This window comes from uncultured Desulfobulbus sp. (assembly GCF_963662935.2).
GTDB lineage: Bacteria > Desulfobacterota > Desulfobulbia > Desulfobulbales > Desulfobulbaceae > Desulfobulbus.
The window spans coordinates 905,337-929,627 of record NZ_CAXXTL010000001.1 but is presented as its reverse complement, the minus strand read 5'-3'; the positions used below and the strand labels follow the sequence as shown (position 1 = coordinate 929,627).

At 54.9% G+C, this 24,291-nt stretch carries 20 protein-coding genes and 1 pseudogene; 16 read left to right on the top strand and 5 right to left on the bottom strand.

Annotated elements, in window-relative coordinates; all coding sequences use genetic code 11:
* Positions 1–191 precede the first annotated feature (191 nt).
* The 6 genes from ACHZCX_RS03980 (at position 192) to ACHZCX_RS03955 (ending at position 8,096) form a co-directional block, all read left to right on the top strand.
* Complete coding sequence (locus ACHZCX_RS03980) at positions 192–1,157, top strand: histone deacetylase (RefSeq protein ID WP_319585931.1); 966 nt, start codon at positions 192–194, stop codon at positions 1,155–1,157.
* 40 nt (positions 1,158–1,197) lie between these two features.
* Positions 1,198–1,854, top strand: coding sequence for a CBS domain-containing protein (locus tag ACHZCX_RS03975; protein ID WP_319585930.1), 657 nt, complete (start codon positions 1,198–1,200; stop codon positions 1,852–1,854).
* An 11-nt stretch (positions 1,855–1,865) separates the two neighbouring features.
* Positions 1,866–3,971: an acetate--CoA ligase family protein gene (locus ACHZCX_RS03970; RefSeq protein WP_319585929.1), complete on the top strand. Its 2,106-nt coding sequence runs from the start codon at positions 1,866–1,868 to the stop codon at positions 3,969–3,971.
* A gap of 44 nt (positions 3,972–4,015) precedes the next feature.
* A complete protein-coding gene (locus tag ACHZCX_RS03965) occupies positions 4,016–5,896 on the top strand; it encodes a GNAT family N-acetyltransferase (RefSeq protein ID WP_319585928.1) in 1,881 nt (626 codons plus the stop codon).
* A gap of 272 nt (positions 5,897–6,168) precedes the next feature.
* On the top strand, positions 6,169–7,500 hold the full coding sequence (locus ACHZCX_RS03960) for a tetratricopeptide repeat protein (RefSeq protein ID WP_319585927.1): 1,332 nt from the start codon (positions 6,169–6,171) through the stop codon (positions 7,498–7,500).
* Positions 7,501–7,901: 401 nt separating this feature from the next.
* On the top strand, positions 7,902–8,096 hold the full coding sequence (locus tag ACHZCX_RS03955) for a hypothetical protein (protein ID WP_319585256.1): 195 nt from the start codon (positions 7,902–7,904) through the stop codon (positions 8,094–8,096).
* A gap of 25 nt (positions 8,097–8,121) precedes the next feature.
* Here the strand turns inward: ACHZCX_RS03955 and ACHZCX_RS03950 are convergent, their stop codons facing one another.
* On the bottom strand, positions 8,122–9,165 hold the full coding sequence (locus ACHZCX_RS03950) for an IS110 family transposase (RefSeq protein ID WP_319585255.1): 1,044 nt from the start codon (positions 9,163–9,165) through the stop codon (positions 8,122–8,124).
* Between the two features lie 166 nt (positions 9,166–9,331).
* Between ACHZCX_RS03950 and uvrB the strand changes: the two genes are divergently transcribed.
* The 7 genes and pseudogenes from uvrB to ACHZCX_RS03915 all read left to right on the top strand — a co-directional run bounded on the left by uvrB (position 9,332) and on the right by ACHZCX_RS03915 (position 17,276).
* Complete coding sequence (gene uvrB / locus ACHZCX_RS03945) at positions 9,332–11,377, top strand: excinuclease ABC subunit UvrB (RefSeq protein WP_319585926.1); 2,046 nt, start codon at positions 9,332–9,334, stop codon at positions 11,375–11,377.
* Entirely contained in the window at positions 11,370–12,071 is a 702-nt protein-coding gene (locus ACHZCX_RS03940; protein WP_319585925.1) for a lysophospholipid acyltransferase family protein, read from the top strand. Before uvrB ends, ACHZCX_RS03940 begins: the two co-directional genes overlap by 8 nt.
* A gap of 94 nt (positions 12,072–12,165) precedes the next feature.
* Complete coding sequence (locus tag ACHZCX_RS03935; RefSeq protein ID WP_319586059.1) at positions 12,166–13,551, top strand: cobyrinate a,c-diamide synthase; 1,386 nt, start codon at positions 12,166–12,168, stop codon at positions 13,549–13,551.
* Between the two features lie 159 nt (positions 13,552–13,710).
* A complete protein-coding gene (locus ACHZCX_RS03930) occupies positions 13,711–15,711 on the top strand; it encodes an ATP-binding protein (RefSeq protein WP_319585924.1) in 2,001 nt (666 codons plus the stop codon).
* Positions 15,708–16,772 (top strand): HD domain-containing phosphohydrolase, encoded by a 1,065-nt coding sequence (locus tag ACHZCX_RS03925; RefSeq protein ID WP_319585923.1) that lies wholly within the window; start codon positions 15,708–15,710, stop codon positions 16,770–16,772. Before ACHZCX_RS03930 ends, ACHZCX_RS03925 begins: the two co-directional genes overlap by 4 nt.
* Positions 16,773–16,816: 44 nt before the next feature.
* A pseudogene (locus ACHZCX_RS03920) lies at positions 16,817–16,954 on the top strand (YjbQ family protein); the annotation flags it as partial.
* A 76-nt stretch (positions 16,955–17,030) separates the two neighbouring features.
* The gene (locus ACHZCX_RS03915; protein ID WP_319585921.1) at positions 17,031–17,276 is read left to right on the top strand and encodes a hypothetical protein; all 246 of its coding nucleotides are present in this window, start codon (positions 17,031–17,033) and stop codon (positions 17,274–17,276) included.
* Positions 17,277–17,347: 71 nt separating this feature from the next.
* Here ACHZCX_RS03915 and ACHZCX_RS03910 read toward each other — a convergent pair whose 3' ends face one another.
* The 3 genes from ACHZCX_RS03910 to ACHZCX_RS03900 form a co-directional block, all read right to left on the bottom strand.
* Positions 17,348–17,977: a lytic transglycosylase domain-containing protein gene (locus ACHZCX_RS03910; RefSeq protein WP_319585920.1), complete on the bottom strand. Its 630-nt coding sequence runs from the start codon at positions 17,975–17,977 to the stop codon at positions 17,348–17,350.
* 132 nt (positions 17,978–18,109) lie between these two features.
* The gene (locus ACHZCX_RS03905; protein ID WP_319585919.1) at positions 18,110–19,207 is read right to left on the bottom strand and encodes an ATP-binding protein; all 1,098 of its coding nucleotides are present in this window, start codon (positions 19,205–19,207) and stop codon (positions 18,110–18,112) included.
* 582 nt (positions 19,208–19,789) lie between these two features.
* Positions 19,790–20,338 carry a hypothetical protein gene (locus ACHZCX_RS03900; RefSeq protein ID WP_319585918.1) on the bottom strand — a complete coding sequence of 183 codons (549 nt, stop codon included), beginning with the start codon at positions 20,336–20,338 and terminating at the stop codon, positions 19,790–19,792.
* Positions 20,339–20,582: 244 nt separating this feature from the next.
* On the opposite strand from ACHZCX_RS03900, the gene uxx1 reads away from it, so the two are divergent.
* From uxx1 to ACHZCX_RS03885, 3 genes are all read left to right on the top strand, one after another.
* Positions 20,583–20,783 (top strand): UXX-star selenoprotein family 1, encoded by a 201-nt coding sequence (gene uxx1, locus ACHZCX_RS03895; RefSeq protein WP_319585917.1) that lies wholly within the window; start codon positions 20,583–20,585, stop codon positions 20,781–20,783.
* A gap of 305 nt (positions 20,784–21,088) precedes the next feature.
* Positions 21,089–21,505 (top strand): secondary thiamine-phosphate synthase enzyme YjbQ, encoded by a 417-nt coding sequence (locus tag ACHZCX_RS03890; RefSeq protein WP_319585916.1) that lies wholly within the window; start codon positions 21,089–21,091, stop codon positions 21,503–21,505.
* Between the two features lie 148 nt (positions 21,506–21,653).
* Positions 21,654–22,586 carry an efflux RND transporter periplasmic adaptor subunit gene (locus tag ACHZCX_RS03885; protein WP_319585915.1) on the top strand — a complete coding sequence of 311 codons (933 nt, stop codon included), beginning with the start codon at positions 21,654–21,656 and terminating at the stop codon, positions 22,584–22,586.
* Positions 22,587–22,676: 90 nt separating this feature from the next.
* Here ACHZCX_RS03885 and ACHZCX_RS03880 read toward each other — a convergent pair whose 3' ends face one another.
* Positions 22,677–24,269, bottom strand: a complete 1,593-nt coding sequence (locus ACHZCX_RS03880; protein WP_319585914.1) for a TolC family protein — start codon at positions 24,267–24,269, stop codon at positions 22,677–22,679.
* Positions 24,270–24,291 lie beyond the last annotated feature (22 nt).

Here is a 24,291-nt window from a genome sequence, read left to right as displayed (position 1 = left end):
CGGTGCGGTCGAACTTCGTGACGGGGAGCCGCGATGCGATCAAAACAAAACAACCACTGCGGGCACCATGAATTGCACCAGGCGGAAAAGATATGCTTCGTTTTTGTCGAAGAATACGGTAAGGTTGGCGGGATTTGAGGGGGGAGCTCGCAATGCTCCTGTTCACCAGCTGTTGATCCATAGACCACGCCATGGAAAACGAGCCGCTCATTACCATCATAACCGCCTCGACATTTCTCCAGCACGATACCGGCGGAAGTGATCATCCGGAGGCACCCGAGAGGATGCTGGCGATTACCGATCGGCTCGCCGAGGGAATCCTGGCCAATCGAATCCGTCACCTGTCCCCGCGGCCCGCCCTGCGTTCTCAGTTGCTCGCCTTTCACACCGAGGGCTGGCTGTTCCGTTTTGAAGAGGCAGTCCTTTCCGGCCGGACCTATATTGATCATCCTGATAATCAGGTCGGCTACGATTCCTACGAGATCGCCACTCTGTCGGCCGGGTCCGGTCTGGTCGGCGTCGATGTGGTTGAACAGGAACCGGGTTCGGTGGTTTTTTGCCAGACCCGTCCACCGGGGCATCATGCCGAGCCCAATCAGCCCTACGGTTTCTGCTTTTTCAACAACTGCGTCATTGCCGCCCGCTACTGGCAGCGGCAGTACAACCGGCAGCGGGTCTGCGTCTTTGATTTCGACGCCCATCACGGCAACGGCATCCAGACCGCTTTTGAGGAAGAGGCCGAGACTGCCTATATTTCCATTCACGAGCATCCCAGCTTCAGCTATCCGGGAACGGGCTGGGCCGAGGATCGCGGCTGGGGGGCAGGGAAGGGCACTATTCTCAATCTGCCGCTGTCGCCCGGGTCCGGCGAGGAACAGGTGCTGCGGCTTCTGCCGAAAATCAGAAAATTTCTTGAGGAATTTCAGCCGGAAGCGCTGATTATAGGTGCCGGTTTTGATGCCCACCGGGACGACGACATGTCGGGGCTCGCCTTCACCGTTGATCTCTACCGGCAGTTGGGCGTGTTTGTCCGGGAAATCGCCAGGGACTTTACCGAAGGGCGGGTGGTGTCCATTCTCGAAGGCGGCTACAATCTACAAAAATTGGGTAGTTGCGTCGAGGCCTATCTCATGGGGCTCGTGGAGACAGGCACCTGAAATCAGCAAAAGGTGTAGAGAGGATCGTTGGAGGATCACCATGTTTATTCGCTATCATATGACACCCTCGCCGATTACGGTCACGCCGGACAAGACCGTTGCCGAGGCGATCGATATCCTGCAGCAGTTCAACATTCGCCATCTGCTGGTGGTGGATGAGCAGGGAGGGCTGCAGGGCATTCTCTCCGATAGGGATCTCCGCTCTGCCCGCCCCTCATCCGTGGCCCGGAGCAAAGAACGGCAGCATGTCGAGGATCAGGTCAACAGCACCCCGGTTTCCGTTCTCATGACCCGCGATTGTCTGTCTTTGAGCCCCAACGCCACCTTGGACGACGCCCTGCTGCTGTTTCAATCCCGCAAGATCGGTGCTCTTCCGGTCCTCAACGAAGAGGAAAAGGTGGTTGGCGTCTTCACCACCGCCGACCTGATGAATGCCTACCGAGGCCTGTTCGGCTTGGGCGAGATGGGCTCGGTGCTCGTGTCGATCGAAGACAACGGTGATCCCCAAGCCATGAGCAAGCTGGTTCGGGTGATGGAGGAGAAGCAGGTGTCGTTTACCCGGCTGGTTCGCTCGGATGGCGGCAGCAAAAGCAAGCCCATGATTTTCTTGCGCATCAATACCTATAATGTCCGGTCCGTGTACAAGGCTCTCGAGGCCGCCGGTTTCACCATCCATGTTCCCGAGGGATTCAGATAGAAGGGGTCAATATGCTGGACAGACTTTTTTCGCCCAAATCAATTGCTGTGATCGGGGCTTCCAAGACCGTGGGCAAGGTTGGACACCTCACGGTCAGCAACTTGGTGCAGAGCGGTTTCAAGGGGCCCATTATCCCAGTCAACTCGGCCGGCGGCGAGCTTTTTGGGCTCAAGGTTTACCCCAAATTGGCTGATTATTCAGATCCAGTGGATCTGGTGGTGATCGCCGTGCCGGCGGAGATGGTGCCGGCTGCTGCCCGGGAAGCGGTGCAGAAAAAGGCCGGGGCGATCGTGGTCGTGGCTTCGGGATTCAAGGAGACCGGCCCGCAGGGAAAGGCCATTGAAGACGAGTTGATCGAGATCTGCCGCAAGGGCGCGGTCCGGCTGCTCGGTCCCAACTGCCTGGGCGTGATCAACACCGCCATTCATCTCAACGCCTCCTTTTCAAAACGGTTGCCGCAAGCGGGTCAACTGGCGATCTTTTCACAGTCCGGGGCGCTGTGCACTGCCATGATGGATATCGCCGACGAACGCGAACTCGGGGTTTCCAAGGCTGTATCCATCGGCAACAAGGCGGACATCACCGAGGTTGATATCCTTTCTGCCTTGGCCCATGACGACGATACCAAGGTGATCGTCGGCTATCTGGAGGATATCAGCGACGGCGACAAGTTTGTCAAAGCGGCGGAAGAGGCGAGCAGCAGGAAGCCGGTGGTCATTCTCAAGGCCGGGACCACCAGTGCCGGCTCCAAGGCCGCTTCCAACCACACCGGCGTTTTGGCCGGCAAGGATACCGCCTACGGCGCTGCCTTCAAACGGGCTGGAATCTGCCGGGCCGATAGTTTCGAGGCCCTGTTTGACTATGCCTCCGCCCTCGCCCTGCAACCCACTCCCAAGGGCGATCGGGTATTGATCGTCACCAATTCCGGCGGTTCCGGCACCATGGCCGCCGACGCCGTTGAAAAGGCGGGGATGAGCGTTACCCCCTTGAGCGAACATCTGGCGGCGCAACTGCGTGAACGCTTGCCTGCCGCCGCCTTCATCGACAACCCCATCGACATCTCCGCTGACGCCGAGCCGCGCCATTATGCCGCCGCCATCGACATCGCCGTGGCCGACGATGCCATCGATGCCATCCTCGTGGTCCTGGCCCCCCAGTATATGACCGAGCCCGCGGCCACGGTCCGGGCCATTGTCGGCCATCTCGACGACACCACCCCGGTGCTGGCCTCCTTTCTCGGCGGCAGCGACATCATGCCCTCACGGAAGGAATTGGCCGCCGCCGGTCTGCCGTTCTACGATTCGCCCGAACGGGCTGTGGGTGCGCTCAAGGCCATGCATGAGTACGGGGTGTGGAAAAACCGGCCCGCCCGCCATGTGGTCCGTTTTCCGGTCAATCGCCGCCGGGTGGAACGAACCATAGCTCGGCGGCAGCGGACCAACCGATTGCGGCTGGGCGAAGTCAAATCAAAGGACATTCTCAAGGCCTATGGCTTTCATATTCTGGAAGGAAAGCTGACCTCCTCCCCCGAGGAGGCGGTGGAGTGTGCCCGGTTCATTGGCTTTCCCGTGGCCCTCAAAATCATTTCGCCCAGTATTGTCCATAAATCTGATCTCGGTGGCGTCCGCCTCAATCTCGGTTCAGCCCAGGAAGTGGCCGACGCCTTTGACCTGATGATGCTGCGCATCAACAAGCATGCCCCCGATGCGATCATTGGCGGCATTTACGTGGAGAAAATGGCGGAAAAGGGGCTGGAGGTGATCATCGGTATGACCCGCGATCCCCAGTTCGGTCCCATGCTGATGTTTGGTCTGGGCGGTATCTTCGTCGAAGTAATGAAGGACGTGACCTTCCATCTGGCGCCGATCACCGAGAACGAGGCCGTCCAGATGCTCCAGTCGACCCGGTCCTACGAGCTCCTTCAAGGCAAGCGCGGCCTCAAGGAGGTCGACATCCACGCCATCGCCGTTGCCCTTCAGCGCATCAGCCAACTGACCACCGATTTCCCCCAGATTCTCGACCTGGAAATCAATCCGCTGATTGTCGGCGAGGTCGGCAACGAGCCGGTGGTGGTCGATGCCAGTATGACCTTTGCGCCGCTGCTTGACGAAAGGTAAGCCGCATGCCGGCCATTTGTTCACCGAATCAATAGGGATTGCTCATGGAATACGAGAAGGATTGGCAGGACCTCTACAGTGATATGCTCGCCACCCCGGCCCAGGCGCTGAGCCACCTCAAATCGGGGCATCGGGTGTTTATCGGCACTGGCTGCGGCGCGCCGCAGGAACTGATTGCGGCAATGACCGCCCGGGCCCGCGCGGTGTCCAACGTCGAGATTATCCAGTTGATCACCAAGGGCGAGGCTCCCTATGCCGACAAGAAAATGTCGGAAAGCTTCGCGATCAACTCCTTTTTTATCAGCTCCAATATCCGCGACGTCATCCAGGAGGGTTTCGGCGACTACACTCCCATCCTGCTCTCCGACGTGCCCAAGCTGTTCGATTCCGGCAGCCTGCCCATCGATATTGCCCTGATTCAGGTGACCCCGCCCAACATCCATGGCCGGGTGAGCCTGGGCATATCGGTTGATATTACCCGCAGCGCCATCGACAACGCCTCGCTGGTCATCGCCGAGGTCAATCCCAACATGCCCTGGACCCATGGCGACACCCAGGTCGATGTCAATGACCTCGATCTCCTGGTGCCGGTGGATCGGCCCATTCTCGAACGGGAACTGCATGCGTCCAACGAGATCAGCCGCAAGATTGCCCAAACGGTGGCGGCCTTGATCCCCAATGGGTCGACCATTGAACTGGGACTGGGGCGGGTGCCCGGCTACGGCCGCATCCCGCAGGTGGTGATGGAATTTCTCAATGACCGCAGGGACATCGGCTTTCACACCGAGATGATTTCCGACTCCATCATTCCGCTGATCGAGTCAGGGGCCGTGACCGGGGCGATGAAGTCCATCGACCGGGGCAAGATCACCGCCAGTTTCTGCATGGGCACCAAGAAGCTCTACGACTACATCAACGACAACCCGCTGTTCAGCTTCCGGCCGACCGAATATATCAATGACGCCAACGTCATCGGCAAGCACAAGCGGATGGTGGCCGTCAACATGGCGCTGGAGATCGATCTCACCGGCCAGGTCTGCTCGGACTCGGTGGGTGGCCGCTTCTATTCCGGTATCGGCGGTCAGATCGACTTTAATCGTGGTGCCGCGCATTCGGAAGCCGGCCGGGCGATTATCACCCTGCCGTCGCTGAACCGGGAAGGAACCGAGTCGCGGATCGTCTGCACCTTGCAGCCGGGCTCCGGGGTGACCATTAACCGGGCGAGCGTCCATTATGTGGTCACCGAACACGGCGTCGCCTACCTCCACGGTAAGTCAATCCAAGAGCGGGTCATGGCCCTGATCTCCATCGCCCACCCGGATTTCCGGGAGCAACTGTTTCGCGATGCGGTGGCCGCCAAATATCTGCGGCCCGGCCTGGCCCGGTTTGCCAACCGCTTCCTGGCGCCGGTGGAAGAGTCGATCCGAACATCGTTCCTCATGCAGGACGGCATCGAGGTCAATTTCCGCTCGATCAAGCCCACGGATGAGCCGCACATGCGCGACCTGGTTCACAGCCTCAGCCAGGAGACCATTTATTACCGGTTCATGAGCCACCAGCAACGGTTTACCCCCCGCCAGATCGAGGATTTCGTCTACATCGATCATCGTCGCGATGTGGCGGTGGTGGGCACTATTCCCGAAGCGCATGGCGAACAGATTGTCGTGGTCGGCACCTACTACCTCAACGAAAAGACCAATCTGGCCGAGGTCGCTTTTGTTGTCCGCGATGGCTGGCAGAACAAGGGATTGGGGACCTTTGTCTTCAAGCATCTGGTCAAGATTGCCAAACGCAACGGCATCGCCGGTTTCACCGCCGAGGTCCTGCGGGAGAACGAGCGGATGCAGGCGGTGTTCAACCACTCCAACCTCAAGGTGAAGAGCCATCTGGAGGAAGGGGTGTACAGTTTTGTGATGGATTTTTAAGGGAGCCGCACATTCTCACCAGAAGGTCGGGTCAATGGAGCGATCGCGTTGGCGGCATTCACCGTGGCCACCATAGCCCGGATGGAGTGCAACGCAATCCTGGAATGTGAGTTTTTCCCCGGATTGCGTGGTGCTGCATCCGGGCTACTTGCAGTTGGGCCAAAGATTGGCACATTGAAAACTGCAATATGACACAAGGAGGTTCACTTACTCGAGAACATGAAGACAATACTATTTCCTAAACGTCTTGTCGGGGTCGAGCGCTGCTCCCTATGAAAATAATCGTAGACTTTATAAAGGAAGTTTTCCCGAATATCTATGGAAAATATAAGGTCCATATATGGGCGTCTCTTCTATTGGTTAGTGCAGCTTTTTGGTTTTTCAACACGGAATTTTACCAGCATTGGAGACATTTCGATGAGGGCAAGTTCAAAGTCGTATGTAGTGATTTCCCCCCAATCGCTGTGGATGACAATAACTTCTACTTCAAATATTTTGCGTTCCTTTCCAATGAGTATCACGGTGCCGTAAGGATAACGGACGTGAGGATGGAGTTTCAAAGTAAACTTAACGTCAACACCTCTGAGACACTTTTAAGTGACGTTCCCAAGAATCTTCTGAGAACAGAAATAAAGGACAACTCGGTCTTCTTGGCTTATGTTGACCTGATCGAACCAGGACAAGCAATAGGACTTTCTATCGACTGCAGTCGTAAACGAGAAGGCTATCTCGTCGCGAGCGAAGGCGCAACAGTTAACCTAACTTACAAAGTTCTTGGAAAGCGACATAATAAAAGTCTGTACCTAAATCCGGCTTCCGGTGACTTTAGCGGACCCAAGAAGGAAGAAATTGTCTTTGATGTCCTGAGAGTGCTTGATCAGAGAAATTTGCCCCAATTCCCCTTCTCCTACGAGTATGCCAAACTATACAGCAAAATAGACGACAGGACTCTAAGGGTCTATTGTCCCGACCCAAAAGACAGATTCCTCAGAATTAGATCGGAGAGTCCGTCAGGAACTATTGTATTGGAATCTGAACGGTATATACATAAAGATTTTGTCCCCATCAGGATTCAGGTGACAGGGAATAACGAGATACGTGTTCACTCTTGGTTGGGAAGGTTCCGGTTGGCAGAGGCCGCCGAATACTTTAGGAAGGCCTTACAGCACAGCAATAAAGGAGATTTCAAGTCAGCCGCGGCCGGTTTTAAAAAGGCTTCACAACTGGACAGTGGAGACTACCAGGCCTGGTTCAATTTGGGACTGTCACTGGAGCGCGACGGAGACTACCAGCCTGCAGTTTCGGCTTTGCTCAAAGCTATTGAAGTGAAGGGTGACTACTTCAAAGCGCACGGGGAACTTGCCACGGTTCTCATGAGAACTGGTGACAGACCCGCCGCGGCCCGTCACTTGGAGAAGGCGATTCAGATAAATCCAAAATACGCTTTTGCGTACTATACGTTGGCATGTCTACAAAAGTGCGAAGGAAAAAGTGACGAAGCAATAAAAAATTTCGATCTTGCGCTAAAGTACGAAGCCGATTCTGAAATGCGAGACAAATACTTGAAAGCAGGGTCTCATTTTACGACAAATTGCAGCGAATAGAAGGACAAAGCGGCCCAACACTTAGAAGGCCCCCGGTTGTCAACGGATAAAGGTATCCGGGAGCGATGAACTTATCACTCTGTGGTCGGTACAATCCGACCAATTGCCCGATGAAGCGCGCCCTGACTTGGGTTTCATATTCGACGACAGAGTGACTCTGCGCCAAACACTTATCGAGGATCAACCACTTTGCCAGTTAAGACGATGCTGGCAAGAGCAACGAGCGAATGGAACCCGGTCGAGAATGGGCCACTCTCTTGCTCGTCGGAGACCGGGTTCCATTCGCGGGCTCGCCGGGAACGAAGGCCGGGTGATTGCGGCAAGGATTTTGTTGTCGCGTCCTAGAAACAATCGCGTACCCTCGTGCCGTCCCATTCAAAACGGCTTGGTCATGCGGCGGCATGCCAGAGTTAGAGCCGGGCTCGGGTGAGGGGCAGAACCACATCAACAAGCAGATGTTCAACGAGCGGGACGGACGGCCAATCAAGCCTTCTGGCTGCGGTGCAACCGGCAGACCATGGCCCATAATGCTGACGGCAGACGGAGGATATGCTCCGGAGGGCCATGCGGATATGCTCGAAAAAAGCTCCAGTTAGGTGTCGGGCTCGCCCGTCCCCTCGATTAGACGGCCAGGAACGTATGCATGTTGAACCCCTGCCGGTTTTTCAGCATGAAATAGACCGCTCGGCCGAGCTTGTGCGCCAGGATGGAAAGCGCCTTGCCTTTGCCGTGTTTCCGCACCAGCTTGTCGTGGAATTGCCGGCCCGGTTCGTTGCTTTTGAGGAACAGTTGCGCAGCCAAGGAAAAGGCCCAGCGGAGATGGGCGTTGCCGATCTTCTTGCCGCCACTGCCGTATTTCTTGCCGTTGGATTCCTTGGAGCAGGTGACCAGGCGGCAATAGGAGGCGAAATCCTGAACCCTGGGAAAGCGGCTGATGTCCTCGATCTCATAGAGCAGATTGAGGGCATTGATCCGGCCCACGCCGGGGATGCTCTTCAAGAGGGCATAAGCAGTCGGGTCATGCTCCTTTGCGTGGGCAATGATGTCCTGTTCGAGGACGGCCAACACCCGGTCATAGGCGTCGATCATGTCGAGATTGGCGGCCATGGACATGCACACCGAGGGATCGTCGAACCGATCCAGCAAGCCTTCCCGGTTTTGCGGTTTGGCGATCCGGCCCAGAGGCACCTGCAGGTTGTACTGGCTGGCGGTATTCTGGGTGTGGGCAAAGAGCTCGGCCCGCTTGCGCATGAGATGGTTGCGCCGGCGCATCAGGTCCCGAGTGGCACGCATCCGCTGGGGATACACGTAGGCCATGGGAATGAGGCCGCCCCTGAGCAAGGCAGCGATCTTCTGGGAGTCAATCTTGTCGTTCTTGCTTTTGCCGCCGTGGATGGCTCGCATGTAGAGCGCATGACCGAGGATAAAGGGGATGTTTTCCGTGGCGCAGAGATCGGCCAGCCAGTACCAGGAGAACATGCACTCGGCGCACACCACCAGATCATCCCGATAGGGGGCGATGGTTTTGAGGAAGGTTTCCGGCTCGGTCTTGATGTTGCGATGGAGCAGGATGTCCCCTTCCTGGCTGAGGATGCACAGGTACATTTTGTTGGTGTGCAGGTCGATTCCACAGTAATGCTTGTGTTGCTTGGTGTACAATCGCATGAGAAGGCCTCCTTGCTAAGGGTTGCTGATACCCCCATTATAGCGGAATAGTCCGCCGGGTGCTCAGGGGGCCTTCTCTAGTATCATGGCAATCCAGCGGACGTCTTGCAGCCGCCGCTGATTTTGGCGTTAACCGATCGAACCAGAAGCAGAATCATATCTTGCCGTGCAAACCCCCTTATTCCATAGCGATCAACCCTTCGAAATCGTTTCCGACTTCATTCCCTCCGGCGACCAGCCTGCGGCCATTGAGCGGCTGACGGCCAACATCGAGGCCGGAGTGCGCGAGCAGGTCCTGCTCGGCGTTACCGGCTCGGGCAAGACCTTCACCATGGCCCATGTGGTCCAGCGGGTGCAGCGGCCCACCCTGGTGATGGCCCCGAACAAGACCCTGGCGGCGCAGTTGTTCGGCGAGTTCCGCCAACTCTTTCCCCACAATGCGGTGGAGTATTTCGTTTCCTACTACGATTATTATCAGCCCGAGGCCTATATCCCGGCTTCCGACACCTACATCGAAAAGGATTCGTCGATCAACGACGCCATCGACAAAATGCGCCACTCGGCCACCCGCTCGCTGCTCACCCGGCGCGACGTGCTGATCGTCGCCTCGGTTTCCTGCATTTACGGCCTCGGGTCGCCGGATGAATACAAAAACATGCACCTGTTCCTGCGGACCGGCGAGGACTATCCCATGGAGGAGGTTGTGCGGCGGCTGGTGTTCATGCTCTATGAGCGCAACGATTACTCCTTTCATCGCGGTACCTTCCGGGTCCGGGGCGATGTGATCGACATCTTCCCGGCCCATGAGGAAGAACATGCGGTGCGGGTGGAGTTTTTTGGGGACACCATCGAAGCCATCACCATCATCGACCCTCTGCGCGGCGTGGTGCTGTCGGATGTCGGGGAGATAGCCGTTTTTCCCGGCAGCCACCATGTCACCAGTCAGGAAAATCTCAAAAAAGCCATGCGCTCGATCCAGGATGAGCTGCAGGTGCGCTTAGTTGAACTGCAGACGGAGAATCGGCTGGTTGAAGCCCAGCGTCTGGAGCAGCGGACCCTGTTCGACCTGGAAATGATTACCGAACTCGGCTACTGCAACGGCATCGAGAATTACAGCCGCCACCTCACCGGCAAGCCCACTGGGGTGGCGCCGCCCAACCTGCTCGATTATTTTCCCGACGATTACCTGCTGATCATCGACGAGTCGCACATCGGGGTGCCGCAGATCGGCGGTATGTTCAACGGCGATCGCTCGCGCAAGCAGACCCTGGTTAATTACGGTTTCCGTCTGCCCTCGGCCCTGGACAACCGGCCGCTGCGCTTCGACGAGTTTGAGCAGCGTATTCGCCAGGTGGTCTATGTTTCGGCCACGCCCGGTCCGTATGAGCTCAAGCATGCCGGCGAGCATGTGGTGGAGCAGTTGATCCGGCCCACCGGCCTGCTCGATCCCCGCATCGAGGTGCGGCCCGCCACCACCCAGGTGGACGATTTGCTGGAGGAAATCCGCATCCGGGTCGAACGCAACGAGGCGGTGCTGGTCACCACCCTGACCAAACGGATGTCCGAGGATCTGACCCAGTATTATGAAGACCTGGGCGTCAGAGTCCGTTATCTGCACTCGGACATCAAGACCCTGGAGCGGGTGGAGCTGATCCGCGATCTGCGGCACCGCGAGTATGATGTGCTCATCGGCATCAACCTGCTGCGCGAGGGGCTCGATATTCCCGAGGTCTCCCTGGTGGCGGTGCTCGATGCCGACAAGGAGGGGTTCCTGCGCTCCGAGCGCTCTCTGGTGCAGACCTGCGGCCGGGCGGCCCGCAACGCCGAGGGTATGGTCATCCTCTATGCCGACAAGATAACCAACTCGATGCGCTACACCATCGACGAGACCAACCGGCGGCGTGCCATCCAGGATGCCTATAACCGTGAGCACGGCATCACGCCGCAGACGATTATCTCGGAAATCAAGGATTCCATGGCCCAGCACCTCAAGGCCTCGGGCTGGGTGAGCGCGGAGGATGCGGCTGGCTGGCCCCTGGCGGTGACTGCTGAACCGGAGATTCTCTATCACAGCGTGGCCGAGATTCATCGCGAGATTAAGGAGTTGGAAAAGAAAATGCAAGAGGCGGCCCGGTTGTTGGCGTTTGAAGAAGCAGCCGGTTACCGGGATCGAATCAGGGAACTCAAAATGATGGAGCTGGCGGTTGGCTGATTTTTGGTATAAATGTTCGTTGGTAGTGGCGCCCTGGCTGGTGGCCGGTTTGATTCGCTTGTGGTTTGCCACCTGCCGGGTCAAGGTGCGGGGTGATGGGCCGTTGCGGGAATTTGCCCGCCACGATACCGGTATCGCCGCCTTCTGGCATTACTCGTTCCTGTATCTTTTTTATTATTTCCGGAAATTCCCCGCCGCTGTTATGGTCAGTGCCAGCAGGGACGGCGAATACATTGCCCGGCTGGCGCAACGAATGGGCCATGTGCCGGTTCGGGGCTCCTCCAATCGCGGGGGCGTCAAAGCACTTCGGGCCATGATCGAGCAGTTGCAGCAGGGGAAAAACAGCGCCATCGTCGCCGACGGTTCCCAGGGACCGGCCCGGCAGGCACAGGCAGGGTGCATCCTCATGGCCAGCAAATCGGGCAAGCCGATCTTTCCCGTGGCCTGGGCCACCAATCGTGCCATCATCTTCAACAGTTGGGACCGGACCGTGATACCGCTGCCCTTTGCCACCATCGTGGTGCGGGTTGGCGACCCGCTGGTGGTCCCGGCCGTGGTCAACGCGGCGCAGGTTGAAGACTATCGCTTGGAACTGGAAGCACGTCTCAACCGGTTGTATGATGCCGCCTGGCATGAGGTCGGCAGGTCGGCGCATGATACGGGTGCTCCTCGAAGAAAAAATAAGGGAACCTGACAGAGATCAGGATAATCTGTGATTGGTGGTGAGCGTGGTTGACGCGGTTGCTGATAGAAAAAAGCATTTGCAGGGGTAGATTGGTTTGGAAAGAGTGAGATGTCTGGTGCTGGCCGGGTTAAGCGGCGGGTCGGGAAAGTCGGTGGTCTCGGTTGGCCTGATTGCGGCCCTGAAAAATCGCGGCAAGGGCGTGGCACCGTTTAAAAAAGGGCCGGACTATATTGATGCCGGCTGGATGAGCAAGGCAGCCGGGCAGCCCTGCTACAACCTCGACCCCTATCTGATGACGCCCGCGGCCATAGCGACCACCTTTCAGGGGCATATTCACGGCAGCACCTTTGCCGTGGTCGAGGGCAATCGCGGCATTTTCGACGGAGTCAACGCCGAAGGCGAGTTTTCCACCGCCGAGCTGGCCCTGCAGCTTGACCTGCCGGTGCTGCTGGTGGTCAACTGCTCGAAGACCACCCGAACGGTGGCGGCGCTGGTGCTCGGCTGCCAGGCCTTTGATCCGCGCATCCGTTTTGCCGGCGTCATCCTCAATCAGATTGCCACCTCCCGGCACGAATCGATTATTCGCCAGTCTCTGGAAAACTACACTGATCTGCCGGTCTTGGGGATCATGCCCCGGCTGAAAAAGGATATCTTCCCCATGCGCCACCTTGGGGTGACCCCCCACCAGGAATATGCTGAAGCTGGCGAGGCAGTGGACAGACTGGTGGCTCTGGCGGAGATCCATTTTGATTTGGATGCGATCATCTCCCGGATGCGGGAGGTTATGCCGTTGCCGCCGGTGACCAGCGAGCAGATCCCGCCGAAGCTGACCATCGGCGTGCTCCGCGATGCTGCTTTCCAATTCTACTACGAGGAGAATCTGGAGGCCCTGAGGGCGGCCGGAGCCCGGTTGGTGATGATCGACGCCCTTCATTCCGGTGCCTTACCCGCCGATTTGGACGGCCTCTATATCGGCGGCGGGTTTCCCGAAACCAGCGCCCGGCAACTGGCCGATAACAGCAGTTTCCGGCAATCGGTCCGCGACTGCATCGACGCTGGCCTGCCGGTCTATGCCGAGTGCGGCGGCCTGATTTTTCTTGGTCGCTCCATCCTTCTTCAGGGGCAGGAGTATCCGCTGGCAGGGGTCTTTCCAGTGACCTTTGCCATCTCCTCCAAACCTCAGGCCCATGGTTATTCGGCTTTTACGGTGGAAAAGGCCAACAGCTTTTACCCTGTCGGCGCTCGGATCAAGGGGCATGAATTTCGCTATTCGACTGTCCACCAGTGGGATGGGGCACCGGAGGATCTGGTTCTCCAAATGGAACGGGGTGCCGGCTTCTCCGGGGGCCGCGATGGGCTGGTCAAAAACAATGTCCTTGCCCTCTACACCCATGTGATGGCCTCGGGCACGCCGCAATGGGTGGAAGGTTTCATTGCCGCAGTTCGCAGGTATTCTGCAGGAAAGCCCATTGCCGCATCCCTGGTTTGAGCGGCATTCTCCCGCTCTTTTTCCTTCGTTTTTCCGGGTCTTGATTTCTGCCGCATCAAGCTTGCAGAAACAGGGAGAGTTTATAAGCTGTTTTTGACATCCGCCGGACCGGGCTATATACTGAGGCCAACGAATCTTCTTTGCAAAGGTGTCACGATTTTGAAAAAACAGTCGGTTCTCATTGCCTGTCTCGCTACCCTCCTGCCTCATGCCGCTGCCGCGGCTGATGGCGCCATTTTTTCCTCCCCTTTTTCTCTTCTGCTCTTTGCCACAGTGGGCCTGCTCGCCGCTGTTTTCTGGCTTTGGCTGCGAGGACAGCGGTTGCTCAAAGACAAAAACGCTTTGATCGCCCGTCTGCAGCTGGCCGAGCAGATCGTGGATCAAGCGCCTCTGCCCATCCTTCGCCTCAAAACAGATTTCACCGTCATTGAGGCCAATCGATGCGCCTCCTCCGATGATCGCCGTGCGCTTATCGGCGCCAACCTGCTTGACCTGCAACCAGAGCTGGTCAGCCATCCTGTTGTTGCTGCCTGGCAAGCGGCGAAAGGAGAAAGGCCCCCGGTGCTGTCCGCCCATTTACCCCATCCAGAAGAACAGGAGCGCGCGGACAATGGCGCTCTGGCCCAGGTCACCGTCGATGGCCAGGACCAGATTCTCTGGTTCGGCACAACGCCGGGCAACAGAAAGCAGCTTCAGGCGGCCAGCAGTGCGGCCACTCAGGCCGAGGAGTCGGCCAACCGGATGAAGAGCGAGTTTATCGCCAACATCAACCATGAGGTCCGCACCCCGATGAACGCCATCATTGGGTACACTGAGATGCTGGCCAATTCCGAGCTTGGTCCCAAGGAAAAGCGGTTTGTTGCCATTATTCACAGGAGCAGCATGGCGCTTGTTTCTATTTTTAACGATATCATGGAGTTGTCCAAGATCGATTCCGGAAGGCTGCAGATAATGGTCAGCTCAATCCGCCTGCCGCCGATCATCAGCGAGGTGGAAGGATTGTTCAAGGATCTGGCCGAGGAAAAGGGGCTTCGGCTGCATTGCCGGATAGCGAAACATCTGCCCCAATCCTATATTCTCGATGGCGTGCGGTTGAAGCAGATTCTGCAAAATCTGGTCAGCAATGCGGTTAAATTCACCAATGAAGGCGCTGTCGAATTGTTGGTGGAGGGCGATCCGTCTGCGGAAAATGGAGATCGTTTTGATCTCCGGTTTACAGTCAAAGACACCGGTATCGGTATTCCGATTCGGGATCAGCAAAAGATTTTTGAACTCTTCCGGCAGCGGGAAGACGCCATCACCAGGCAGTACGGCGGGGTTGGCCTGGGTCTGACCCTCTGCAGCCGCCTGACGACGATGATGGGCGGCCGGATAGAGCTGGCCAGCAACGAAGGGGAGGGCGCCCGCTTTACCGTCTTTCTATACGGCATACAGCTTGCGCAACCGGCCCCTGATGAGCTGGCATTTGACTGGGACGCAAAGAGCTCCGAGCAGGAAAGAAAATTATTGGTGGTCGATGATGTTGATTTGATCAAGGATGTTTTTGTCGATTTTTTCCAGGACAGTCCCTACAAGGTGCTCACTGCCACCAACGGTGATGATGCTTTGTCCCTTGCCGTTTCGGAACAGCCTGCTGTTATTTTTATGGATCTCAATCTGGCGGGTACCGACGGTCAAAGTGTGACCGAGCGGTTGCGGCGAACGGCTGAAACCGCCTCGATACCGGTGGTCGTCATGACCGGCGAGATGCTGGAGGAAGCGGATTACAGGCCGTTGTTCGATGATTTTCTGCAGAAGCCTTTCCGTCTGGAAACACTCAAGGAGATTGTCGTCCGCTATGCCCGGACCTCTTCAGGGCAAGGGCCGCAATCGGCTACGCATGACAGCGCTGACGGAGATGAACGGCTCCTGGTTATTCGAGTCGCAAGCGTATGGAATACTGATCTGGAATTATTGCGCCGCCAGGCCTCTCGTTCCGGTAGCCTGGCAGATGCAGCCTCTCTGGGCATGGCCATGAAAGAAAGGGGCTTGACGGAAAATCAACCAATGCTGGCAGAGCTGGGGAATGAATTGATGCACTACGCCAATGAACCCAATATTTTGGGTGTGGATCGCCTTCTTTCCAGGCTGTCCAAGGTTATGGACCGAAAAGAGCCATGAAGACTAAAAAGCCCCTTATTTTCATTGTCGACGATGTGCCCGAAAACATTCAGATCGCCATGTCGCATCTGAAGGAGCTCGACTGCGACTTTGCCTACGCCACATCCGGCGAGCAGGCCCTGGAGCGGATTGCCGCCACCAGTCCCCAGTTGATCCTCATGGATGTCATGATGCCGGGAATGAGCGGTTTCCAGGTCGTGGAAGCGCTCACCAGGAGCGAGAAGACCTGCTCGATTCCGGTGATCTTCCTCACTGCCAGAGCTGAATCGGAGGATGTGGTCCGCGGTTTCAAGCTCGGCGGCGTCGACTACGTCACTAAGCCGTTCAAGGGGGTGGAATTGCGCTCACGTGTCCGCAACCATCTGGAACTCCATGCCTACCGGAGTAATCTCGAACGATTGGTGGAGGAACGGAGCCGGGAGGCGGAATTGCTCAAGGATGTTATCATTGAAGCTATGGGCGAGCTGGCGGAGTATCGTGATCCCGAAACCGGCAGTCACATTCATCGCACCCGTGCCTATGTGCAGTTGCTTGCCGAAGCTCTGGTCGCTCAAGGACATTTTCTTGAACTCTTGTCCAAGGAATACATCGTCTTGTTGTGGAAATGTGCGCCGTTACACGACATCGGCAAAGTAGCCATTCGCGATTCCATTCTGCTCAAACCCGGCAAGCTCACTCCCGAGGAATTCGATGAGATGAAGATGCATGCCCAGTATGGCGAAGAGGTCATTGCCAATCTTGAACAGATGGCCGGAAAGCCGACCTCCTTTCTCAGTTGTGCCAAGGATATTGCCGGCAGTCACCATGAGAAGTACGACGGCAGCGGCTATCCGCGGGGGCTGGCTGGTGACGCAATCCCGTTGGCCGGACGGATCATGGCCATTGCCGATGTCTACGACGCCCTTATCTCCAAACGGGTCTATAAAAATTCTCTGTCCCACGAAGAGGCCATGTCCATCATGCTCGAGGGTAAGGGAACCCATTTTGACCCGATCCTGATTGACGCCTTTTTAGAGGTGGAGCCCCACTTCCGGCAGATTGCGGCCAATAATCTCGACTGACAGCGAGCCCGACAGCCTCTTTCCTTTTTCTTAACCTGATAATCATGAAAAGTTACTTCAAAGAACTTTGGTTTGATGTGCCTACCCGGCGTGCCTTCATCAACATCACCCCGGAGGTGGAGCGATGCCTGGCTGAGAGTGGCATTCAAGAAGGGCTGTTGTTGTGTAACGCCATGCAAATCTAGTTACACCGACTCCTTTCCTACTTGCCGGAACGATAACCTGCCAAAACAAAAGACATAATCATCTCTTCAAAGAGTGCTCAGCACTCTTGTCGATGCCCAGCCTACCAAACTACCCACCGACTTCATCTCTTTCAAAACAGCCAGGCAGCGAATCATAGACCAGACTGGCCGTATCATTTCACGATCAACTGCAACACGATGGATTGCCCAAAATGGGCTTGGTTACAAGCTGGACGGCAACAAGGGCCATTGGATTGTCGACCATGCGCTTTTTGACGAGTTTCTTGAAGAGCTGAAATCGGTCCTCCAGGTAGCCTGACATTGAGCCAGGCAATCGATTGGTTCTTGAAATCATACTCTGACTGGAGGGGATTTTGGATACCCATTGGTTCACTTGTTTTTTCGATAGGATTGATAGTTTCCCAACACCTTGGAAACGTAAGTTTTTGTTTCACGGATGTCGGGAATCTCTTTTTTAACATTACCAGGCCCTGCGTTGTACGCCGCCAGGCTTAACTCGACATCCCCGTTATAACAGTCGAGCAAAGAACGCAAGTATCTGGTGCCGCCAGCAATGTTCTCCTGAGGATCAAAGGGATCGGCAACCTGGAGATCCTTAGCAGTCGCAGGCATTAATTGCATCAATCCTTGTGCGCCTTTAGGCGATACTGCACCGGGATCGAAATTGGATTCGGTCTTGATGATTGCCTTGACCAACAGCGGATCGACCCGGTGTTTCGTGGCAGTGGACTGGATAAAGTCATTCAACGACCGGGTAACCGAACCGGTGCCCTCTAGTGCCGAACCTGATTTCAATGGCACAGTTGATCTGCCAACAAGGACCAGTGGTTTACTCCCTTTTACTGACTTCGACCCTAGCTTGCGCAGTCCACCGCCCGCGACCGGTGCGCAATAGAGTTCTCCTCTGGCGTCGATGTAAGCATAGACTCTCGCTTCAGTCGTGCCCGGTAATGAAAACTGAAGAAGGAGAAGAAGGACAAAATGGATGAGGAGTTTCATCAACACCGAACATCTCCTCTCTTCTTGATCCGTATCCGTATTGATATTTGCCCTTGCCTTCTCAATCCGAACCGTTGCGAACTTGTAATCTTTTTATCTCGATCCGAATCGGAGATTGAAAGCTGAAGAATTCTACGAATAATCTTCTTCTTCAACATTCTTTTTAACCCGAACGGCTATATCGCTTTGGCAGCATTCATTCCACAGTTCGATTATCGATGCCGGCCCGTCTTCTGAAAATATATGATACGCGAGGCTGCTATCACGGAGTATCGGAACAGAACCAAGAGGCATATTCAGATTCGAGAGTTGAAGTGAATTTGCTTTCTCTCCCAGCGGAGAAACGAGATCAACAAGATGAGCAATACTCCGTACCCCATACCTGAACTTGCTCATGACAACAAAACGGAGCAATGCCCATGGTATAGTCTCCAATTTACAGGCAAATCGACTTTGCAGTAGGGCAATAGTGAGACATACTTTATCAACACGTCGATCTTTATCGAGGGAGACCGTATCGAGGGCTGGGATCTCTAGCTCACCTCCATTTATACGGGATAAGAGATCCACTAATTTTGTTTCTTGTGCTTCCGTAACCGCTTGCATCGCCTTTGCGGATTTCATTTCCTGCTCAATATTCTTGCCACTACCGGCAAGAACGATCACAAGTTTTCCTAATTTCAGATCACGGTGACTAATCTGCAATCCCCCATCCCACATAAGCGGTAACAACATCGGGAAGTTAGCTGGGTTGCTATCGAATTCATCAAGAAAAAGAATTGGCAGGCGATCAACAACTTTCAGATTTCTCACCTCATCAAGAGGTTGTGTTAGGTCATCGATAGAATGCAGACTGGCCATATTAAAATTAACAGCCGTTGCATGGTGACTCTCAAGTTTTCGAGCTAAACAGTGCACCATGTGAGATTTGCCGGAGCCAGGCTCAGCCTGCATGATAATGTTCAGTGGTCTTCGAAGGGTATCATCATCCACATACCTTTTGATCTGGTTGATGATTTTTAAGATATCTTGTCTATGTTGCCAATCAAGCGTAACATAGTCTCCCAGAAGGCTACGGCTTTGCTGGTAAGCTTCTGATATGTCGACGTTCTCTGATGGAGGTGATTTATCTAAAAATGCACTCGCAATATCTTGACGAGCTTTCTTGTAGCGTTCCTCCAACCCTTTCTTGTTCTTGCGGGAGGACAGTATTCCTTTTTCTTCTATCATGATCATATCTCTTAAAATAAGCGAAAATGGCCAGAATCATTGATTCTGGTCGTTCATTGAAGAACATGGCAAGTTCTTCCTATCTTGCGTGTTGAGGAAGGTTAAAACGGTGAACGCCTAAGCGTCTTTTTTGATAGCAAGCAGGGTGCTTTAAAAAAAACCGGCTCACCCCAACATGGAGTAAGCCGGAAAAGGAGGGTACAGAGGGTATGAGTTTTAAAGCATTTGTCATGCCAAACATGAAAAAACAAGCGCAGTCAGGATATAGTTCCAAATTTTTAGTGAGTTAAAGAATAACTAAAGGTTGGAAGAAATCGCAATCCTTGTGCCCAACTGAGTAATTTTTACGTTTATTTTTTGTAGGCCAGCCTGGAAAAGAATAAAATTCACATGATAAAACAATTCATTAGCCATGGATACAGTTTATTGAATCACAAAAGCAGGCTATTCTGGGGATTGGATACTTTTTACCCAGGGTTTAAAAATACCGGTGTCGGTTGAGCCCCCCCACAAAGGAGGCTGTCCGTGACAGGCTCATTAGGCAAAATAATTATATTGTCCAATGGGTTATTCATACGGAAATCAATGGGTAGCACTTGAGGAGCGTATCTCCCACAGTTCTTTGCCCCACGCCTCTTTACCGACATCAAAGAGCGAAAGGGCTAAGCGCTGGAGTGCCGGAGTAACGCAGAACTCCCTGATAAAAAGTTCAACCTCAACATTGGCAAGGGCTAAAGCCGATTTCAGGTCGTTTTCCGATTCAGCATCCCAGTGCATCGCCCTGAAAGCCAGGCTGCGGGCAACATAGGCGAAGCCACGCTGGCCATTGAGGCTGATGGAGGCGTTTAAATCGTCCACCGCTTCCTCCAAATTGCCCATGTTCATAAACGTCATGCCGCGCAGAAAGAGGAGATAATCGTTTGTCTGGTCATGATCCAAAGCACAACTGAACTCAACTGCGGCCTCGGAGAAATTACCGTTCTTGAAAAAAGCTAGTCCCAATGGAACATGGACCTTGCCAGCATCCATGCTCGACTTTAGAGCATTGCCGAAGTCGACAATGCTTCTCCCGAATTCGCCCCGGAGAAAATGGTACTGTCCTTTCATAAATGCTGTTTTATTGTTTTTCATGATAACACCTTCTGTCTGTAACAGGGAGATATGAGATGGGCGATTCGCTCACCCACTGTTTGATTGAGAATTATTATTCTTGTATAAATAATTAATAACCATTGAGTAAAAGTGTGCAATGAGGAGCGAACGAAAGGAGAGCGTAGCTATTGGAAATAGGGTGGTTGTTCCAGCTAATTAACTACTCAAAATAATTTCAATAAAATTAAATGTATCCTGGTAATCATACAAAGAGAGGAACAATATGAGCGAGACAATTATTTACGGAAAGCAGGGCTGACCTCATACCACTCGCGCCCGTGAGGCGAATCCAGAGCGTGTCTATTATGATGTGAAAATTGATGCAAGCCGGATGGACGAAATGTTGAAGCACAGTCGGGGCCAACGGAAGGTTCCGGTGATTGTTGTTAATGGTCAGGTGACCATAGGGTACGGTGGTTCTTGAGGGGTCTAACGTTTCGGCGGTCGCCGATAGATAAATCGATTAGGTTGTTGATTGGTTAGACGTTAAGAAGTAGGAATAACGAGGGCAATGTACATGAAAGCTGGTGGTAGACTATGCTTTCTCGAACGATCCCCATTGGGGGAGTACTGAAAACAGGTCGGGCAAAGGTGACATGTGATAAAGAGACGCGAATGGCTGGAACGATTGGCCCCGCATGATCCGATCAGCCATGACCGACACAATGGCTATGAGGATAATTGATATAGTATAAACTTTCGTTTATCTGTTTGTAATACAAGGAAATAATGAAAATTTACCGTAAGGAACTCTGGTTTGATGTGCCTACCCGGCGCGCCTTCATCAACATCACCCCGGAGGTGGAGCAATGCCTTGAGGAAAGTGGCATTCAGGAAGGTTTGTTACTTTGTAACGCCATGCACATCACCGCCTCGGTGTTCATCAACGACGATGAAGCCGGCCTGCATCAAGATTACGAGGAGTGGCTGGAACGATTGGCCCCGCACGAACCGGTCAGCCAGTACCGCCATAACGGATTCGAAGATAATGCAGATGCACACATGAAAAGGCAGATTATGGGTCGAGAAGTTGTCGTGGCAATCACCAGTGGTAAATTGGATTTTGGGACTTGGGAACAGATTTTCTATGGAGAGTTCGATGGGCGGCGGAAGAAACGGGTGCTGGTCAAGATCATCGGTGAATGAACCGGAACCGGCGTTCTCACTGATTTTCTGGATACCACGGAGCTATCGCATTATGTTTTTTTGTTTTGGAAAGCGCCTGTTTGTGCCAGCGCTGTTGTTTATCATCAGTACTGCGGCTGGATGTTCCGACCAAGGTGAACGAAAAGGCGTGGCCGAATCCCTCACCTTATACGGCAATGTCGATATCCGTGAGGTACAGTTGGCTTTTCAGGATGCGGGCAGGATAAGTAACTTGGCCGTCGATGAGGGCGCCAAGGTTAAGAAGGGGCAGGTGGTTGCCGAATTGGATCCGGCTCGTTTCCAGATGGATGCCGAACGGTTGGGTGGTGAGGTGATGGCCCAGACGCAGCTCGTGGAGCGGCTCAAGAGCGGGAGTCGGCCCCAGGAGATCGAAAAAGCGAGGGCAGCAGTCGCTTCAGCCAAGGCCAATCTCAAGGATGCTGATCTTATCTTGGCCCGCAAGCAGTCACTGTTGCTCACCAACCGCATCTCCACACAGGAGGTGGACAGCGCCAGGCTCAGGGTGCAGACCTGGCAGGCGACCTTGAAGGTGTCCGAGGAAGAGCAGTCACTGGCGCTCGAGGGACCGCGCAAGGAGGATATTGCCGCTGCAGAGGCTAACCTGACTGCCCTCCAAGCCGCCAAGGAGTTGGCACAGCAGCGGCTGACTGATACCCGGTTGCTCGCGCCCGCCGACGGGTTCATTCGTAACCGGATTTTAGAGCCCGGCGCCATGGCCTCGGCCGGTGCGCCGGTCCTCACCCTGGCCCTGACCGATCCGCTCTGGGTTCGGGCTTACATCAGCGAACCGGACCTTGGCAGGGTGCGGGAAGGCATGCCGGCCGAACTGCACACCGACAGCCTGCCCGGCAAGACCTACAAAGGCTGGGTCGGTTTCATCTCTTCCACTGCCGAATTCACCCCCAAAACCGTGGAAACCACGGAACTGCGCACCAAACTCGTCTACCGGGCCCGCATCTTTGCCTGCGATCCCCAGCAGGAACTGCGCCTCGGCATGCCGGTGACCGCGACCATCGACACAACCAAAGGAACCACGGGCGATTCCGCCCGATGCGACTGATCAAGACCTATAAAGAGCTGATATGGGTGCAACGGGATCTTGGTGCCTCACTCGACCGAGTGCAGGGTAGTTGCAAGGCCAGCCGGTGGATCACTTCTTGGGTTGAAGACTGGTGGTGGCCAAAGGGGCACCCAGCTGCCAGACAAACTGGCGCATGAGCAGACCGAGCCGGTTGGTGGTATTCATCAGGGCATTCTTGGCATCGATCAGCCGGTTTTTCGAGGTCAGCAGATCCTCCATCGAGGTCTGTTTAATGCCGTAGGACTTGACCGAGAGGGTGACAATCTCCTGTTGCCGCCGCAGGTTGGCCTGTTGGGTGGCGTACACCTTGCGCAGACTGGTGATCAGGTCGCGAGTATTTTCAATGGAATGGACAGTCTGGCGCATGCTCTGGGTCTGGGCAATGCCGGCAATCTGCTCTGCAGCCTCTTGGGTACCCCGATTGCTGTTCAGGGTGCCACCGGTGAACAGCGGCACCGACAAAACCAGCGCAACCCTTCCTTCCTCTTCATACTTGTCAAACCGGGTATCCTCCTTGCGGGCAAGGGAGCCTTTGACCGCGAGATCGGGATATTCCTCGGCGGTGTATGTTTTGGCCTTGTTGCCCGCCAGTTCATGCTCCAGTTTGATTTTCCGGTAGAGCAGGCTTTCCTTTTCAAACTGACTGCGGAGCTGCTTGTCGTTCATGCCGGCGATGTACGGTTCAATGAGCGGATAGGAACTGTCCAGTGCGGCCAAGGAATTGATGCAGCCGGCGATTCTGGTCTCATCCGCCAGCAATTGATTTAACTGTTCGAAGACCGGGTGGGAGGAGGGAAGGCCGGTGTAATCCAAAAGTGCCCGCTGGGCGGCTGCGAGGTTCTGTTCATCGAGATCCCGGCGTGATTCCAGCTCTTTCAGGTTTGCTTCAGCCCGGAGCAGCTCAAGCCGGGTTTGGTCGCGCAATTCGTAGCCCCGATTTATCCGGTCGACATGCTCCTGGGAGATCCGCACCGAGTTGCGGATGTTGAAAAGTCGGTAACTGCTTTCAAGATAGCTGGCCAGCAGTTCTCTAAGTTTGAGATCCAACTCCTGCGTCTTGATCTGAAGATTGTTCTCGGCCAGCCGCTCCTCGGTCTCCGCAAGATCAAGCCGGACCGAGAGAGCGCGGCGATACACTGGAAGATCCATGTTCAGGCCCCAGTCGCCATGGGTATCGTCATCCTGCTCGGTCAATGACGCACTCGTGTCAGGGTTTATCTCACTGACCCCTGAAAGGGTACCGCTCAGGGCTGGGGCGAAGCGTTTTGCCCATGCCGTGTAGCCTTCCTTGCCTTTCTGGGTGAGATTTTCCCTGGCAATGCGGAGTTCCGGCGCCGAAAAGTAGGTCAGCCGGAAAAGATCGTCAAAGACTGCAAGGATGGCGCGATCTTCACTGGAAGTAATGTTGGCGACGAACTCTTCCATGATCTGGTCGATCTCTTCTAGAGGGGGGCTTGGTTTCTTCTGATCGATCTGTCCTGCTTGAGGCGCGGGGGGCGTATCGGAAGCCTTTGCTGGTAAGGCTCTGGTTTTTGTGGTCTTGGAAGGCGAGATGAGAGTGTCCGGCTGATATCCCTCGGGGGAGGCAGCCGGGAGAGCGGCCGGCAACAGTGCGAGTCCGCTGAAAAAGAGAAAAAGGATGAGATGTTTTGTGTAATTCATTGTTTTTTTGTTCAAGTAAACA